At 72.0% G+C, this 14,909-nt stretch carries 13 protein-coding genes; all 13 read left to right on the forward strand.

The window, feature by feature from the left end; all coding sequences use genetic code 11:
* Positions 1 to 1,886: penicillin-binding protein 2 (locus AB0E83_RS19805; protein WP_362113075.1), on the forward strand; the 1,886-nt coding region annotated here is incomplete at its 5' end.
* Positions 1,887 to 2,006: 120 nt separating this feature from the next.
* Positions 2,007 to 3,599 (forward strand): UDP-N-acetylmuramoyl-L-alanyl-D-glutamate--2,6-diaminopimelate ligase, encoded by a 1,593-nt coding sequence (locus AB0E83_RS19810; RefSeq protein WP_362113078.1) that lies wholly within the window; start codon positions 2,007 to 2,009, stop codon positions 3,597 to 3,599.
* A gap of 4 nt (positions 3,600 to 3,603) precedes the next feature.
* Entirely contained in the window at positions 3,604 to 5,028 is a 1,425-nt protein-coding gene (gene murF, locus AB0E83_RS19815; RefSeq protein ID WP_362113081.1) for a UDP-N-acetylmuramoyl-tripeptide--D-alanyl-D-alanine ligase, read from the forward strand.
* Positions 5,025 to 6,095 carry a phospho-N-acetylmuramoyl-pentapeptide-transferase gene (gene mraY, locus AB0E83_RS19820; protein ID WP_362113084.1) on the forward strand — a complete coding sequence of 357 codons (1,071 nt, stop codon included), beginning with the start codon at positions 5,025 to 5,027 and terminating at the stop codon, positions 6,093 to 6,095. The genes murF and mraY overlap by 4 nt, the downstream gene beginning before the upstream one ends.
* A complete protein-coding gene (murD, locus tag AB0E83_RS19825) occupies positions 6,077 to 7,516 on the forward strand; it encodes a UDP-N-acetylmuramoyl-L-alanine--D-glutamate ligase (RefSeq protein WP_362113087.1) in 1,440 nt (479 codons plus the stop codon). Before mraY ends, murD begins: the two co-directional genes overlap by 19 nt.
* 55 nt (positions 7,517 to 7,571) lie before the next feature.
* On the forward strand, positions 7,572 to 8,912 hold the full coding sequence (gene ftsW, locus AB0E83_RS19830) for a putative lipid II flippase FtsW (protein ID WP_362113090.1): 1,341 nt from the start codon (positions 7,572 to 7,574) through the stop codon (positions 8,910 to 8,912).
* Between the two features lie 6 nt (positions 8,913 to 8,918).
* Positions 8,919 to 10,013, forward strand: a complete 1,095-nt coding sequence (gene murG, locus AB0E83_RS19835; RefSeq protein WP_362113093.1) for an undecaprenyldiphospho-muramoylpentapeptide beta-N-acetylglucosaminyltransferase — start codon at positions 8,919 to 8,921, stop codon at positions 10,011 to 10,013.
* A gap of 25 nt (positions 10,014 to 10,038) precedes the next feature.
* Complete coding sequence (locus tag AB0E83_RS19840) at positions 10,039 to 10,833, forward strand: FtsQ-type POTRA domain-containing protein (RefSeq protein ID WP_362113096.1); 795 nt, start codon at positions 10,039 to 10,041, stop codon at positions 10,831 to 10,833.
* Positions 10,834 to 11,111: 278 nt separating this feature from the next.
* Positions 11,112 to 12,326, forward strand: a complete 1,215-nt coding sequence (gene ftsZ / locus AB0E83_RS19845) for a cell division protein FtsZ (protein ID WP_362113099.1) — start codon at positions 11,112 to 11,114, stop codon at positions 12,324 to 12,326.
* Positions 12,323 to 13,066, forward strand: a complete 744-nt coding sequence (pgeF, locus tag AB0E83_RS19850; RefSeq protein ID WP_362113102.1) for a peptidoglycan editing factor PgeF — start codon at positions 12,323 to 12,325, stop codon at positions 13,064 to 13,066. Before ftsZ ends, pgeF begins: the two co-directional genes overlap by 4 nt.
* Positions 13,063 to 13,782 carry a YggS family pyridoxal phosphate-dependent enzyme gene (locus AB0E83_RS19855; protein WP_362113105.1) on the forward strand — a complete coding sequence of 240 codons (720 nt, stop codon included), beginning with the start codon at positions 13,063 to 13,065 and terminating at the stop codon, positions 13,780 to 13,782. The genes pgeF and AB0E83_RS19855 overlap by 4 nt, the downstream gene beginning before the upstream one ends.
* A 121-nt stretch (positions 13,783 to 13,903) precedes the next feature.
* A complete protein-coding gene (gene sepF / locus AB0E83_RS19860; protein ID WP_282691785.1) occupies positions 13,904 to 14,524 on the forward strand; it encodes a cell division protein SepF in 621 nt (206 codons plus the stop codon).
* Positions 14,525 to 14,605: 81 nt separating this feature from the next.
* On the forward strand, positions 14,606 to 14,896 hold the full coding sequence (locus AB0E83_RS19865) for a YggT family protein (RefSeq protein ID WP_030492982.1): 291 nt from the start codon (positions 14,606 to 14,608) through the stop codon (positions 14,894 to 14,896).
* Positions 14,897 to 14,909: the final 13 nt, after the last annotated feature.

Below are 14,909 nucleotides of genomic sequence, written 5' to 3' on the forward strand. Positions count from 1 at the left end.
CGTGGTCGTGCTCCATCACCTCCGACAGCGCCGCCAGGACGCCCGCCCGCAAGCCCCGCACCATCAAGCTCGGCAGCCCCCGGCCCCGGCTCCGGCTGATCTCCGTCGGGCTGACCCTCGTCATGCTGGCCTTCGTGGTCCGGCTGCTCCAGGTCCAGGCCGTCGACGCCGGCGCGTACGCGGCCAAGGCCGCCACGTACCGCTTCCAGGAGTACACGCTCTCCGCCGAGCGCGGCGAGATCACCGACCGCAGCGGCATCGCCCTGGCCACCAGCGTCGACGCCTACGACATCACCGCCGACCCGAAGCTCTTCACCCCCGAGGAGTCCAAGGTCCGCGACGCGCCCGAGCAGGCCGCCGCCCTCCTCGCCCCCCTCCTGGGCAAGGAACCGGCCGAGCTGGCCAAGAAGCTCCGCACCCCCAAGTCCCGCTACACCCTGCTCGCCCGCAAGCAGACCCCGCAGGTGTGGAACCAGATCAAGGACCTCAAGAAGGTCTACGGGCAGAAGGCCCAGGCCCCCGGCGGCACCGGCGTCAACCTGCTCGGCGGCGTCCTCAGCGAGCCCAGCACCAAGCGGGTCTACCCCAACGGCGACCTCGGCGCCGGGATACTGGGCTACGTCAACGCGGAGGGCCGCGGCGCCGGCGGCATCGAGTCCATGCTCGACCCCGAACTCGCCGGCCGGGACGGAAAGATCCGCTTCACCGCCTCCGGCGGCCGGCAGGTCCCCACCGCCGGCTCCCAGGGCACCCCCGCCGTCCCCGGCTCCGACATCGAGCTCACCATCGACCGGGACATCCAGTGGGCCGCCCAGCGGGCCATCAGCGAGCAGGTCCGCAAGTCCCGGGCCGACCGCGGCTACGTCATCGTCCAGGACACCCGCACCGGCGAGATCCTCGCCATGGCCAACGCCCCCGGCTTCGACCCCAACGACCTCTCCGCCGCCAACGCCGCCGCCATGGGCAACGCCGCCCTCCAGGACGCCTACGAGCCCGGCTCCACCAGCAAGGTCATCTCCATGGCCGCCGTCCTGGAGGAGGGCAAGGCCGCCCCCGACACCCACGTCGTCGTCCCCAACCGGCTCCACCGCGGCGACCGGCTCTTCAAGGACGACATCGACCACCCGACCTGGTACCTGACCCTCAACGGCGTCCTCGCCAGGTCCAGCAACATCGGCACCATCCTCGCCACCGGCCAGCTCGGCAAGGACCAGGCCGAGTCCAACCGCGTCCTCGACGGCTACCTCCGCCGCTTCGGCATCGGCAGCCCCACCGGCCTCGGCTTCCCCGGCGAGACCGCCGGCATCCTCGCCGAGCCCGAGGACTGGTCCACCTCGCAGCAGTACACGATCCCCTTCGGCCAGGGCCTCTCCGTCAACGCCCTCCAGGCCGCCTCGGTCTACTCGACCATCGCCAACGGAGGCGTACGGATCGCCCCCACCCTGGTCCGCGGCACCAAGGGCCCCGACGGGCGCTTCACCCCCGCCCCCGCGCCCGCGCAGACCCGGGTCGTCAGCGAGAAGACCGCCAAGACCCTCGCCCAGATGCTGGAATCCGTTGTCGAGGACCGCGAGGGCACCGGCACCAAGGCCGCCATCCCCGGCTACCGCGTCGCCGGCAAGACCGGCACCGCCAACCGCGTCGACCCCGAACTCGGCCGCTACAAGGGCTACACCGCCTCGTTCGCCGGCTTCGCCCCCGCCGACCAGCCCCGCGTCACCGTCTACTGCGCCATCCAGAACCCCACCAAGGGCAGCTACTTCGGCGGCCAGATCTGCGGACCCATCTACAAGAAGGTCATGGAGTTCGCCCTCAAGACCCTCCACGTGGCACCCACCGGCAGCGAACCCCCCCGCCTGCCGGTCACCTTCGAACCCACCCCGTGACCCCCGGGAGCACCACCAGTGACGACGATCACCCCCCACTCCGGGAACCGGAAAACGAACTCCGGCGACGCCCCCCGCTCGTTTGGTCCCCCGCAGGGTGCGCCCGGTACGCTCACCGCCGTGCCACACGCTGATCAGTCCCGAACCACCCCGCCCCGCCCGGAGCGGGCCCGCCCCACACCCCTGGGCGAGCTCGCGGCACGGCTGGGCACCGAGCTCCCCGACGCCGCACACGACGTCCCGGTCTCGGGCATCACCCACGACTCCCGCGCCGTCCGGCCCGGGGACGTGTACGCGGCCCTCCCCGGCGCCCGCCTGCACGGCGCCGACTTCGTCGCCCAGGCCGCCGGCCTCGGCGCCGCCGCGGTCCTCACCGACCCGACGGGCGCCGAGCGCGCCGCCGCCACCGGCCTGCCCGCCCTCGTCGTCGAGGACCCGCGCGGCCGGATGGGCGAACTCGCCGCCGAGATCTACGGCCGCCCCGGCGCGGACCTCCTCCAGATCGGCATCACCGGCACCTCCGGCAAGACCACCACCGCCTACCTCGTCGAGGGCGGACTGCGCGGCGCCGGGAAGCACACCGGGCTCGTCGGCACCGTCGAGATGCGCATCGGCGACGAGCGCATCAAGTCGGAGCGCACCACCCCCGAGGCCACCGACCTCCAGGCCCTCTTCGCCGTCATGCGCGAACGCGGCGTCGAGGCCGTCGCCATGGAGGTCTCCAGCCACGCCCTCGTGCTCGGCCGGGTCGACGGCTGCGTCTTCGACGTCGCCGTCTTCAACAACCTCAGCCCGGAGCACATGGAGTTCCACTCCGACATGGAGGACTACTTCCGGGCCAAGGCCATGCTCTTCACCCCCGAGCGCAGCCGGATCGGCGTCGTCAACGTCGACGACGAGTACGGCCGCCGGCTCGCCAAGGAGGCGACCGTCCCGGTCGTCACCTTCTCCGCGGCCGGCGGCGCCGACGCCGACTGGCGCGCCGAGGACGTCGTCCTGGGCGCCGCCGACTCCACCTTCACGGCCGTCGGCCCCGAGGGCGAGCGGATCCCCGCCACCGCCCCGCTGCCCGGCCCGTTCAACGTCGCCAACACCCTCGCCGCCATCGCGACCCTCGCCACCGCCGGACTCGACCCGAGGACGGCCGCCGACGGCGTCGCCGCCGTCCCCGGCGTCCCCGGCCGGCTGGAGCGCGTCGACGCCGGCCAGCCGTACCTCGCCGTCGTCGACTACGCGCACAAGACCGACGCCGTCGAGTCGGTGCTCCGCTCGCTGCGCGAGGTCACCGAGGGCCGGCTGCACGTGGTCATCGGCTGCGGCGGCGACCGGGACACCACCAAGCGCGGCCCGATGGGCGCCGCCGCGGCCCGGCTCGCCGACACCGCCGTACTGACCTCCGACAACCCCCGCTCCGAGGACCCGCTGGCGATCCTCACCGCGATGCTCGCGGGCGCCGCAGAGGTGCCCGCGGCGGAGCGCGGCGACGTCCTGGTCGAACCCGACCGGGCCGCCGCCATCGCCGCCGCCGTCGCCCGCGCCCGGCCGGGCGACACCGTCCTGGTCGCCGGCAAGGGCCACGAACAGGGCCAGGAGATCGCCGGACGGGTCCGTCCCTTCGACGACCGCCAGGTCCTCCGCGAAGCGATCGAGGCGGCGGTCGGGGCACCGGTCGCCGCAGCGGTCGAACACCGTCACCAGAACAGTCAGGGATGAAGCAGTGATCGCCCTCTCCCTCGCCGAGATCGCCGAAATCGTCGGCGGGCAGGCGCACGACATACCGGATCCGGGCGCCCGGATCACCGGGCCCGTCGTCATCGACTCCCGCGAGGTGAAGCCCGGCAGCCTCTTCGCCGCCTTCGCCGGGGAGCGCGTCGACGGCCACGACTACGCGGAGCGCGCCGTCGAGGCGGGCGCGACGGCGGTGCTCGCCGCCCGCCCCCTGGGCGTCCCCGCGATCGTCGTGGACGACGTGCAGGCCGCACTGGGCGCCCTCGCCCGCGCGGTCGTCGAGCGGCTCGGCACCGACGTCGTCGCCCTCACCGGCTCGGCCGGCAAGACCTCCACCAAGGACCTGATCGCCCAGGTCCTCGAACGCCACGCGCCCACCGTCTGGACGCCCGGCTCCCTCAACAACGAGATCGGCCTGCCGCTCACCGCGCTCAAGGCCACCGGGGAGACCCGGCACCTCGTCCTGGAGATGGGCGCCCGCGGCATCGGCCACATCCGCTACCTGACCGGGCTCACCCCGCCCCGGATCGGGCTCGTCCTCAACGTGGGCTCCGCCCACATCGGCGAGTTCGGCGGACGCGAGCAGATCGCCGAGGCCAAGGGCGAGATGGTCGAGTCGCTGCCGTCCGCGGAGGACGGGGGAGTGGCGGTCCTCAACGCCGACGACCCGCTCGTCCGCGCGATGGCGAGCCGCACGAAGGCCCGCGTGACCCTCTTCGGCGAAGCGGACGAAGCGGCCGTACGTGCCGAGAACGTCCACCTCACCGACGCCGGCCGCCCCTCTTTCACGCTTCACACACCCACCGGGTGCAGCGACGTGACCTTGCGCCTGTACGGTGAGCACCACGTGTCGAACGCGCTCGCAGCGGCCGCCGTCGCGCACGAGCTGGGCATGCCTGTCGAGGAGATCGCCACCGCGCTCTCCGAGGCCGGCTCCCTGTCGCGCTGGCGCATGGAGGTCACCGAGCGTCCGGACGGCGTGACGATCGTCAACGACGCCTACAACGCGAACCCCGAGTCCATGCGAGCCGCCCTGCGCGCGCTCGCGGCCATGGGCCGGGCCGGACAGGCCCGCGGGGCCCGTACGTGGGCGGTGCTCGGCAAGATGGCCGAGCTCGGTGACGCGTCGCTCGCCGAGCACGACGCGGTCGGACGGCTCGCCGTCCGGCTCAACGTCAGCAAGCTCGTCGCGGTCGGGGACAGGGAAGCGTCCTGGCTGCAACTGGGCGCCTATAACGAGGGTTCGTGGGGTGAGGAGTCGGTGCACGTGTCCGACGCGCAGGCGGCGGTCGACCTGTTGCGCAGGGAGCTGCGCCCGGGGGACGTGGTCCTGGTGAAGGCCTCCCGGTCGGTCGGTCTCGAGCAGGTCGCCCTGGCGCTGCTCGACACTGAGGGCGAGGTATCGGGCCGATGAGGCAGATCCTCTTCGCGGGGGCCATCGGCCTCTTCCTGACCCTGATCGGCACCCCGCTGCTCATCAAGCTGCTGGCCCGCAAGGGGTACGGGCAGTTCATCCGGGACGACGGCCCGCGCGGCCACCTCGGGAAGAAGGGCACGCCCACCATGGGCGGCATCTCCTTCATCCTGGCCACGCTCATCGCGTACGCCCTGGCGAAGGTCATCACCGGCGAGGACCCGACGTACTCGGGCGTCCTGGTGCTGTTCCTGATGGCCGGCATGGGCCTGGTCGGCTTCCTCGACGACTACATCAAGATCGTCAAGCAGCGTTCGCTGGGCCTGCGGGCCAAGGCGAAGATGGCCGGCCAGCTCATCGTCGGCATCGCCTTCGCGGTGCTCTCGCTCCAGTTCGCGGACGCGCGCGGGCTCACCCCGGCCTCCGAGAAGCTCTCCTTCATCACCGACTTCGGCTGGACGATCGGCCCGGTCCTCTTCGTGGTCTGGGCGCTCTTCATGATCCTGGCCATGTCCAACGGCGTGAACCTGACGGACGGTCTGGACGGCCTGGCCACCGGCGCCTCCGTGATGGTCTTCGGCGCCTACACCTTCATCGGGCTGTGGCAGTTCCAGGAGTCCTGCGCCAACGCGCTGACCCTCACCAACCCGAACGCCTGCTTCGAGGTCCGCGACCCGCTCGACCTCGCGGTCGTGGCCTCCGCCCTCATGGGCGCCTGCTTCGGCTTCCTGTGGTGGAACACCTCGCCCGCCAAGATCTTCATGGGTGACACCGGCTCCCTCGCGCTCGGCGGCGCGCTCGCCGGTCTCGCCATCTGCTCCCGTACGGAGCTGCTGCTCGCGCTGCTCGGCGGTCTCTTCGTCCTGATCACCCTCTCGGTGGTCATCCAGGTCGGATCGTTCCGCATGACCGGCAAGCGGGTCTTCCGGATGGCCCCCCTCCAGCACCACTTCGAACTCAAGGGGTGGTCCGAGGTCCTGGTCGTCGTCCGGTTCTGGATCATCCAGGGCATGTGCGTCATCGTGGGCCTGGGCCTCTTCTACGCGGGATGGGCAGCCGACAAGTGAGCGAAGAGCTGGACTGGCAGGGCAAGCGGGTCACGGTCGCGGGTCTCGGGGTCTCCGGCATCCCGGCCGCCCGGGTCCTGCACGGCCGCGGCGCCGTGGTGACCGTCGTCAACGACGGCGACGACGAGCGCTCCCGGGCGCAGGCCGCCGAGCTGGAGGCGGAGGGGATCACCGTCCGCCTCGGCGACGGCGCGACCCTGCCGGCCGGCACCGAGCTGGTCGTCACCACCCCCGGCTGGCAGCCGGACAAGCCGCTCTTCGCGGCCGCCGCCGAGGCGGGCGTGGAGATCTGGGGCGACGTCGAGCTGGCCTGGCGGCTCCGCGGCCCGGACGCGGCCCCGTGGCTGGCGATCACCGGCACCAACGGCAAGACCACCACGACCCGGATGCTCGCCTCCATCCTGGAGGCCGCCGGGCTGCGGACCGCCGCCGTCGGCAACATCGGCGTCTCCCTCCTCGACGCCGTCCTCGGCGAGGAGACGTACGACGTGCTCGCCGTCGAGCTGTCCAGCTACCAGCTGCACTGGGCGCCCTCCGTGCGCGCCCACTCGGCCGCCGTGCTCAACCTGGCGCCCGACCACCTCGACTGGCACGGCTCCATGGAGGCGTACGCCGCCGACAAGGGCCGGATCTACGAGGGCAACCAGGTCGCCTGCGTGTACAACGTCGCCGACCCGGTGACCGAGGACCTGGTCCGCGAGGCCGACGTCGAGGAGGGCTGCCGGGCCATCGGCTTCACCCTCGGCGTCCCCGGCCCCTCGCAGCTCGGCGTCGTCGAGGACGTCCTCGTCGACCGGGCCTTCGTCGCGAACCGGCAGAAGAACGCCCAGGAGCTCGCCGAGGTCGCCGACGTGCAGCCGCCGGCCCCGCACAACATCGCCAACGCGCTCGCCGCGGCCGCCCTCGCCCGCGCCTTCGGCGTCGAGCCCAAGGCCGTACGGGACGGGCTGCGGGCCTTCCGCCCGGACCCGCACCGGATCGAACTGGTCGAGGAGGTCGGGGGCGTGACGTACGTCGACGACTCCAAGGCCACCAACACCCACGCCGCCGAAGCCTCGTTGGCCGCCTACGACCCGATCGTCTGGATCGCCGGCGGCCTCGCCAAGGGCGCCACCTTCGACGAGCTGGTGGAGAAGTCCGCGAAGCGGCTGCGCGGCGCCGTCCTGATGGGCGCGGACCGCGCGCTGATCCGCGAAGCGCTGGCGCGACACGCCCCGGAGGTCCCGGTGGTGGACCTCGACCGGACCGACACTGGGGCGATGTCCGAGGCGGTCCGCGAGGCGGCCCGGCTCGCCCGCCCGGGGGACACCGTCCTCCTGGCCCCGGCCTGCGCCTCGATGGACATGTTCACCAACTACACCAAGCGGGGCGAGGCGTTCGCGGACGCGGTCCGCGCCCTCGCCGCCACCGGGGACGCCTGACCCGACCACTGCGAGGGTCCGGCCTACCGGGCCTGACCGGAGGGGGCAGCGAACCATGCCGAGCAAGATCGCCGGGGCGCGCCGGCCCTCCGCCCGACCGGGCGGAGGGCGGGTTCCGGCGCCCCCGAGAGGGGCGCGCGGCGGAGGCGTGCGCGGGTTCTACGCACGGGCGCGGCGGGCATGGGACCGGCCGCTCACGGCGTACTACGTGATCATCGGCGCGGGGCTCCTCATCACCGCGCTCGGCCTGGTGATGGTCTACTCGGCCTCGATGATCACGGCGCTCCGCTACGAGCTGGTGCCGTCCTACTTCTTCCGCAAGCAGTTCTTCGCCGCGCTCCTGGGCACCGGACTGCTCCTCGTCGCCTCGCGGATGCCGGTGAAGCTGCACCGGGCGCTCGCCTACCCGATCCTGGTCGGCGCGGTCTTCCTCATGGTGCTCGTGCAGATCCCGGGGATAGGGCATTCCGTCGGCGGCAACCAGAACTGGATCTCGCTGGGCGGCCCGTTCATGCTCCAGCCCAGCGAGTTCGGCAAGCTGGCGCTGATCCTGTGGGGCGCCGACCTGCTCGCCCGCAAGCAGGACACGAAGCTCCTGGCCCAGTGGAAGCACATGCTCGTGCCGCTGGTGCCGGGGGCCTTCATGCTGCTGGGGCTGATCATGCTCGGCGGCGACATGGGCACCGCGATCATCCTCACCGCGATCCTCTTCGGCCTGCTGTGGACGGCCGGCGCCCCCACCCGGCTCTTCGTCGGCGTGCTCGTGGTGGCCACGTCGATCGGCGTGCTGCTGATCAGGACCAACCCCAACCGGATGCGGCGCTTCGAGTGCATCGGCGCCACCGATCCGGGCGGCGAGGGGGCCCCGTGCCTCCAGGCCGCGCACGGTATCTATGCTCTGGCGTCGGGCGGATGGTTCGGTTCCGGGCTCGGCGCGAGTGTGGAAAAATGGGGCCAACTACCCGAAGCGCACACCGACTTCATCTTCGCGGTCACCGGTGAGGAACTGGGCCTCGCGGGGACGCTGTCGGTGCTCGCCCTGTTCGCGGCCCTAGGCTATGCGGGTATCCGCGTGGCCGGACGCACGGAGGACCCCTTCGTGAGATTCGCCGCGGGAGGCGTGACCACCTGGATCACGGCCCAGGCCGTGGTCAACATCGGTGCGGTGCTCGGCCTGCTGCCGATCGCCGGCGTCCCGCTCCCGCTGTTCTCTTACGGGGGGTCGGCCCTGCTGCCGACCATGTTCGCCGTCGGGCTCCTGATCGCCTTCGCGCGACAGGAACCCGCCGCGAAAGCGGCCCTGGCCATGCGCCGCCCCGGCTGGGGCAAGCGGGCCGGGGTGAGATGGAAGTCGATGCGACGGCGCGTCAAGAAGCGCCCGTCCGGAGAGCGGTGAATTTCGGTGCATGTCGTACTCGCCGGCGGGGGGACCGCCGGTCACATCGAGCCGGCGCTCGCCCTCGCGGACGCCCTGCGCAGGCAGGACCCGAGCGTGGGCATCACGGCGCTGGGCACGGAGAAGGGCCTGGAGACCCGGCTCGTGCCCGAGCGGGGCTACGAGTTGGCGCTCATCCCCGCCGTACCGCTGCCCCGCAAGCCCACCCCCGAGCTGATCACGGTCCCCGGGCGCCTGCGCGGCACCATCAAGGCCGCCGAGCAGATCCTGGAGCGCACCAGGGCGGACGTCGTGGTCGGCTTCGGCGGCTACGTGGCGCTCCCCGGCTACCTGGCCGCCAAGCGGCTCGGCGTGCCGATCGTGGTCCACGAGGCCAACGCCCGGCCCGGCCTGGCCAACAAGATCGGCTCCCGGTACGCGGCCGCGGTCGGCGTCGCCACCCCGGACTCCAAGCTGCGCAACGCCCGTTACATCGGCATCCCGCTGCGGCACACCATCGCCACCCTGGACCGGGCCCGGGTCCGGCCCGAGGCGCGCGCCGCCTTCGGCCTCGACCCCAACCTGCCCACGCTGCTGGTCTCCGGCGGCTCCCAGGGCGCCCGCCGGCTCAACGAGGTCATCCAGCAGATCGCCCCGGTGCTCCAGCGCTCCGGCATCCAGATCCTGCACGCGGTCGGCCCGAAGAACGAGGTGCCGCGCGTCGACAACATGCCCGGAATGCCGCCCTACGTGCCGGTACCGTACGTGGACCGGATGGATCTGGCGTACGCCGCGGCCGACATGATGCTCTGCCGCGCCGGCGCCATGACCGTCGCCGAGCTCTCCGCCGTCGGACTGCCCGCCGCCTACGTCCCGCTGCCCATCGGCAACGGCGAACAGCGGCTCAACGCGCAGCCGGTGGTCAAGGCCGGCGGCGGACTCCTCGTCGACGACGCGGAGCTGTCGCCGCAGTGGGTGCAGGCCAACGTCCTGCCCGTGCTGGCCGATCCGCACCGGCTGTACGAGATGTCCCGCGCCGCCTCCGAGTTCGGCCGCAGGGACGCCGACGACCTGCTCGTCGGCATGGTGTACGAGGCGATCGCCGCCCGCCGACAGGCGTAGCGGAGGACCGAGGGAAGAGGCGCGCGTGGCAGCCGGACCGACGACCGCGGAGAAGAGCGGCACCGGGAAGCGACAGGGACCGTCGGACCGGCCGCCGCGCCCGGCCGGGCGGCTGCGGCCCACCGGGCTGCGGCTCGCCCTGATCGCCGCCGGTGTGCTCCTGCTCGCCGGCGGCACGGTCTGGGCCCTCTACGGCTCCACCTGGTTCCGTGTGGAACGTGTGAAGACTTCGGGCACGGCGGTGCTCACCCCCGCCCAGGTCGAGGCCGTCGCCGCCGTCCCGGTCGGCGCCCCGCTCGTCACCGTCGACACCGACGCCATCGAGGCGCGGCTCCGGGAGGAACTGCCCCGCATCGCGTCGGTCGACGTATTCCGGTCCTGGCCGCACGGAATCGGTCTGAAAGTGACCGAACGGAAACCCGTGCTCCTTCTGGAAAAGCGCGGATCATTCACCGAAGTCGACTCCGCCGCCGTTCCGTTCGCGACCGTCACCACCCCGACCCGCGGCGTCCCCCGCCTCGTCCTCGACGTGGCCGCTTCGCCCAGCCTGCGCCGCTTCGACGCGGACCGGCTGCTGGCCGAGGCGGTGCGCGTACGGAGTGAACTCCCGGACGCGATCGCGAAGGACACTCGTGTCGTACGCCTCTCCTCGTACGATTCCGTCACTCTGGAACTCACCGGCGACCGCACCGTCTTCTGGGGCAGCGCCGAACACGGGTCCGTCAAGGCCCGGGTCCTCACCGCCCTCATGAAAGCGACTCCCGAAGCGGGACACTTCGACGTAAGTGCCCCCAGCGCGCCCGCCTCCTCCGGGAGTTGACGCGCGCCGGCGCCGGCCAGCACCCTGGTTGGCCAGCGCTACGGGTGATCACATAGGGTGAAAAGAAAAACGGGAGGTTCGGCGTGTTCGTTGAACGCGCGCCACTTGTCGACTTAGTGTCCTGTTCGGAAGAGTCCAGCGAACAGAGACACTGGTAACCCTAAACTTCAACGTTAGGGTTGGGGTCGGCGTCCGGACCACCCCATCGGCATCCGTCGTCGCGGCGCACCAACCACAGCGCAGCGACGACACGTAACTCGAGGCGAGAGGCCTTCGACGTGGCAGCACCGCAGAACTACCTCGCAGTCATCAAGGTCATCGGTGTCGGCGGCGGTGGTGTCAATGCCATCAACCGAATGATCGAGGTCGGTCTCAAGGGCGTCGAGTTCATCGCCATCAACACCGACGCACAGGCACTGTTGATGAGCGACGCCGACGTCAAGCTCGACGTCGGCCGTGAACTGACCCGCGGCCTCGGGGCCGGGGCCAACCCCGCCGTCGGCCGCAAGGCGGCCGAGGACCACCGCGAGGAGATCGAGGAGGTCCTCAAGGGGGCCGACATGGTCTTCGTCACCGCCGGCGAGGGCGGCGGCACCGGCACCGGCGGCGCCCCCGTCGTCGCCAACATCGCGCGGTCGCTCGGCGCCCTGACGATCGGCGTGGTCACCCGCCCGTTCACCTTCGAGGGCCGCCGTCGCGCCAACCAGGCGGAGGACGGCATCGCCGAGCTCCGCGAAGAGGTCGACACCCTCATCGTCATCCCGAACGACCGCCTGCTGTCCATCTCGGACCGCCAGGTCTCGGTCCTCGACGCCTTCAAGTCGGCCGACCAGGTCCTGCTCAGCGGTGTCCAGGGCATCACCGACCTCATCACCACCCCCGGTCTGATCAACCTGGACTTCGCCGACGTCAAGTCGGTCATGTCCGAGGCCGGTTCCGCCCTCATGGGCATCGGCTCCGCCCGCGGCGACGACCGCGCGGTGGCCGCCGCCGAGATGGCGATCTCCTCGCCGCTCCTGGAGGCGTCCATCGACGGCGCCCGAGGCGTGCTGCTCTCCATCTCCGGCGGCAGCGACCTCGGCCTCTTCGAGATCAACGAGGCAGCCCAGCTGGTCAGCGAGGCCGCCCACCCGGAGGCCAACATCATCTTCGGCGCCGTCATCGACGACGCCCTCGGCGACGAGGTCCGGGTCACCGTCATCGCGGCCGGCTTCGACGGCGGCCAGCCGCCGGCCCGCCGGGACAACATCATCGGCTCGGTCTCCGCCAAGCGCGAGGAGCCGGCCCCGACCCCCCGCGTCGCCCCCGAGCCGGCCCGCCCGCTCGGCGGCCTCGGCACGGTGGCCCCCCGCGAGGAGCCCGTCGCCGCCCCGGAGCCGGCCCCGGTCGTCAACGAGGCGCCGCTGCCGCCCGTCCCGCCGGTGGTCCCGCCGGCCCGCCCGTACGCGGACAGCCCGGCCGAGGAGCTGGACGTCCCGGACTTCCTGAAGTGATAGGGCACCGCTTCACGACGAACGGCGCGCACTTCGCCTTCACCGACCGGTGGGGCGGGGTGAGCGCCGTTCCGTACGAGGAGCTCAACCTCGGCGGCGCCGTCGGCGACGACCCGGAGGCCGTACGGTCCAACCGGGCCCGCGCCGCCGGGGAGCTCGGCCTCGACCCCGCCCTGGTCGTCTGGATGAACCAGGTCCACGGCGCCGGCGTCGCCGTGGTCGACGGCCCCTGGGAGAACGGCGGGGCCGTCCCCGCCGTCGACGCGGTCGTCACCACCCGCCGCGGCCTCGGCCTCGCGGTCCTCACCGCGGACTGCGTCCCCGTCCTCCTCGCCGACCCGGTCGCCGGGGTCGCCGCCGCCGCCCACGCCGGGCGGCCCGGCATGACCGCCGGGGTCGTCCCCGCGGCCGTCGGGGCGATGGTGGAGCTCGGCGCCGAGCCCGCGCGGATCACCGCCCGCACCGGCCCCGCCGTCTGCGGCCGCTGCTACGAGGTCCCCGAGGCGATGCGCGCCGAGGTCGCCGCCGTCGAACCCGACGCGTGGGCGGAGACCTCCTGGGGCACGCCCGCCGTGGACGTCGCCGCCGGGGTCCGCGCCCAGCTGGCCCGGCTCGGGGTCACCGACGTCGAGGACGCCGGGGTCTGCACCCTGGAGTCGCGCGACCACTACTCGTACCGACGCGACCGCACCACGGGGCGACTCGCGGGATATGTCTGGTTGGACAGGAAAGACGCATGACGGACCGTACGGCCGAACTCGCCGAGAACCTCGCGCGGGTGGAGGAGCGGATCGCGGCCGCCTGCGCCGCCGCGGGGCGCCCCCGCGAGGAGGTGACCCTGATCGTGGTCACCAAGACCTACCCCGCGAGCGACGTGCGGATCCTGCACGGGCTCGGGGTGCGGCACGTGGCGGAGAACCGCGACCAGGACGCCGCCCCCAAGGCCGCGGCCTGCGCGGATCTCGATCTCACCTGGCACTTCGTCGGTCAGTTGCAGACCAACAAGGTCAGATCCGTGGTGGGTTATGCCGATGTGGTGCAGTCCGTCGACCGGCCCAAGCTCGTCTCCGCCCTCTCCGCGGCCGCGGAGAAGGCGGACCGCGAACTCGGCTGCCTGATCCAGGTCGCCCTCGACGCCGAGGCCGGCGGCCGGGGCGACCGCGGCGGCGTGTCGCCGGACGGGGTGGCGGAGTTGGCCGAGGCGCTGGACGCGGCGCCGGGGCTGCGGCTCGACGGCCTGATGACCGTCGCCCCGCTGGTCGGCGCGTACGCGGGCCGGCAACGCGCGGCCTTCGACCGGCTGATGGATTTGTCGACTGCCCTGCGCGCGACCCGTCCGGCTGCGAACATGGTGTCAGCGGGGATGAGTGCGGACCTCGAGGACGCCATCGCTGCCGGGGCGACACACGTACGCGTCGGTACGGCGGTACTCGGCGTCCGCCCGAAGCTCGGGTAACGTCGCGAAGCAGGTCGGACCACAGCAGAAAATATGGTCATTCCGTGAACGGCGGGGTGGCCCGTGGATCGCGGGCACTTGGTGACGAGGCCGATCCACCACAGAGCGGAGGAATCGGAGAATGGCCGGCGCGATGCGCAAGATGGCGGTCTACCTCGGTCTCGTGGAGGACGATGGGTACGACGGCCGGGGCTTCGACCCCGACGACGACTTCGAGCCCGAGCTGGAGCCGGAGCCCGAGAGGGAGCGGCGTCACACCCCCCCGCGCCAGGTGGAGCGCGAGGAGCCCGTGCGCGTGGTGGCGCCCCCGGCCCCCCGGGAGCCGGTCGCCCACTCTGCCCCGGTACTCGCCGAAAGCGGACGTCCGGCCCGAATTGCCCCCGTGGCATCCATCACACCCGAACGCCCGAGCCTGGAGAAGAACGCACCGGTGATCATGCCCAAGGTCGTGTCCGAGCGGGAGCCGTACCGCATCACCACACTGCACCCCCGGACCTACAACGAGGCCCGTACCATCGGGGAACACTTCCGTGAGGGCACCCCGGTGATCATGAACCTCACGGAGATGGACGACACGGACGCGAAGCGACTTGTCGACTTTGCCGCCGGACTCGTCTTCGGGCTCCATGGCAGCATTGAGCGCGTGACGCAGAAGGTGTTCCTGTTGTCGCCTGCTAACGTCGATGTCACGGCGGAGGACAAGGCCCGGATCGCAGAGGGCGGATTCTTCAACCAGAGCTGAGAGAACGAGACCGGACGGACCGGCCGCGAAGGCGGCCGGAACAAGTGAGAGCACGAAGGCCAGGGGAGAGGGAAACGCGGGATGGGCGTCGCACTGCAGGTGGTCTACATCGTGCTGATGTGCTTCCTCGTCTTCCTGATCTTCCGGCTGGTCATGGACTACGTCTTCCAGTTCGCCCGGTCGTGGCAGCCCGGGAAGGCGATGGTGGTCGTTCTGGAGGCCACCTACACTGTCACCGATCCACCGCTCAAGCTTCTGCGGCGGCTCATCCCGCCGCTCCGTCTCGGGGGCGTGGCACTCGACCTGTCCTTCTTCGTTCTGATGATCATCGTCTACATCCTCATCTCCGTCGTGAACTCCCTCGCGAGGTGAGTGTGGACGATAC

This window comes from Streptomyces sp. NPDC035033, assembly GCF_040636735.1.
GTDB lineage: Bacteria > Actinomycetota > Actinomycetes > Streptomycetales > Streptomycetaceae > Streptomyces.

Coding starts and splice junctions, on each gene's coding strand:
- AB0E83_RS19865 (WP_030492982.1), top strand. CDS start 14,606: ATGGGCGTCGCACTGCAGGTGGTCTACATCGTGCTGATGTGCTTCCTC.
- AB0E83_RS19855 (WP_362113105.1), top strand. CDS start 13,063: ATGACGGACCGTACGGCCGAACTCGCCGAGAACCTCGCGCGGGTGGAG.
- ftsW (WP_362113090.1), top strand. CDS start 7,572: ATGCCGAGCAAGATCGCCGGGGCGCGCCGGCCCTCCGCCCGACCGGGC.
- sepF (WP_282691785.1), top strand. CDS start 13,904: ATGGCCGGCGCGATGCGCAAGATGGCGGTCTACCTCGGTCTCGTGGAG.
- mraY (WP_362113084.1), top strand. CDS start 5,025: ATGAGGCAGATCCTCTTCGCGGGGGCCATCGGCCTCTTCCTGACCCTG.
- murD (WP_362113087.1), top strand. CDS start 6,077: ATGGGCAGCCGACAAGTGAGCGAAGAGCTGGACTGGCAGGGCAAGCGG.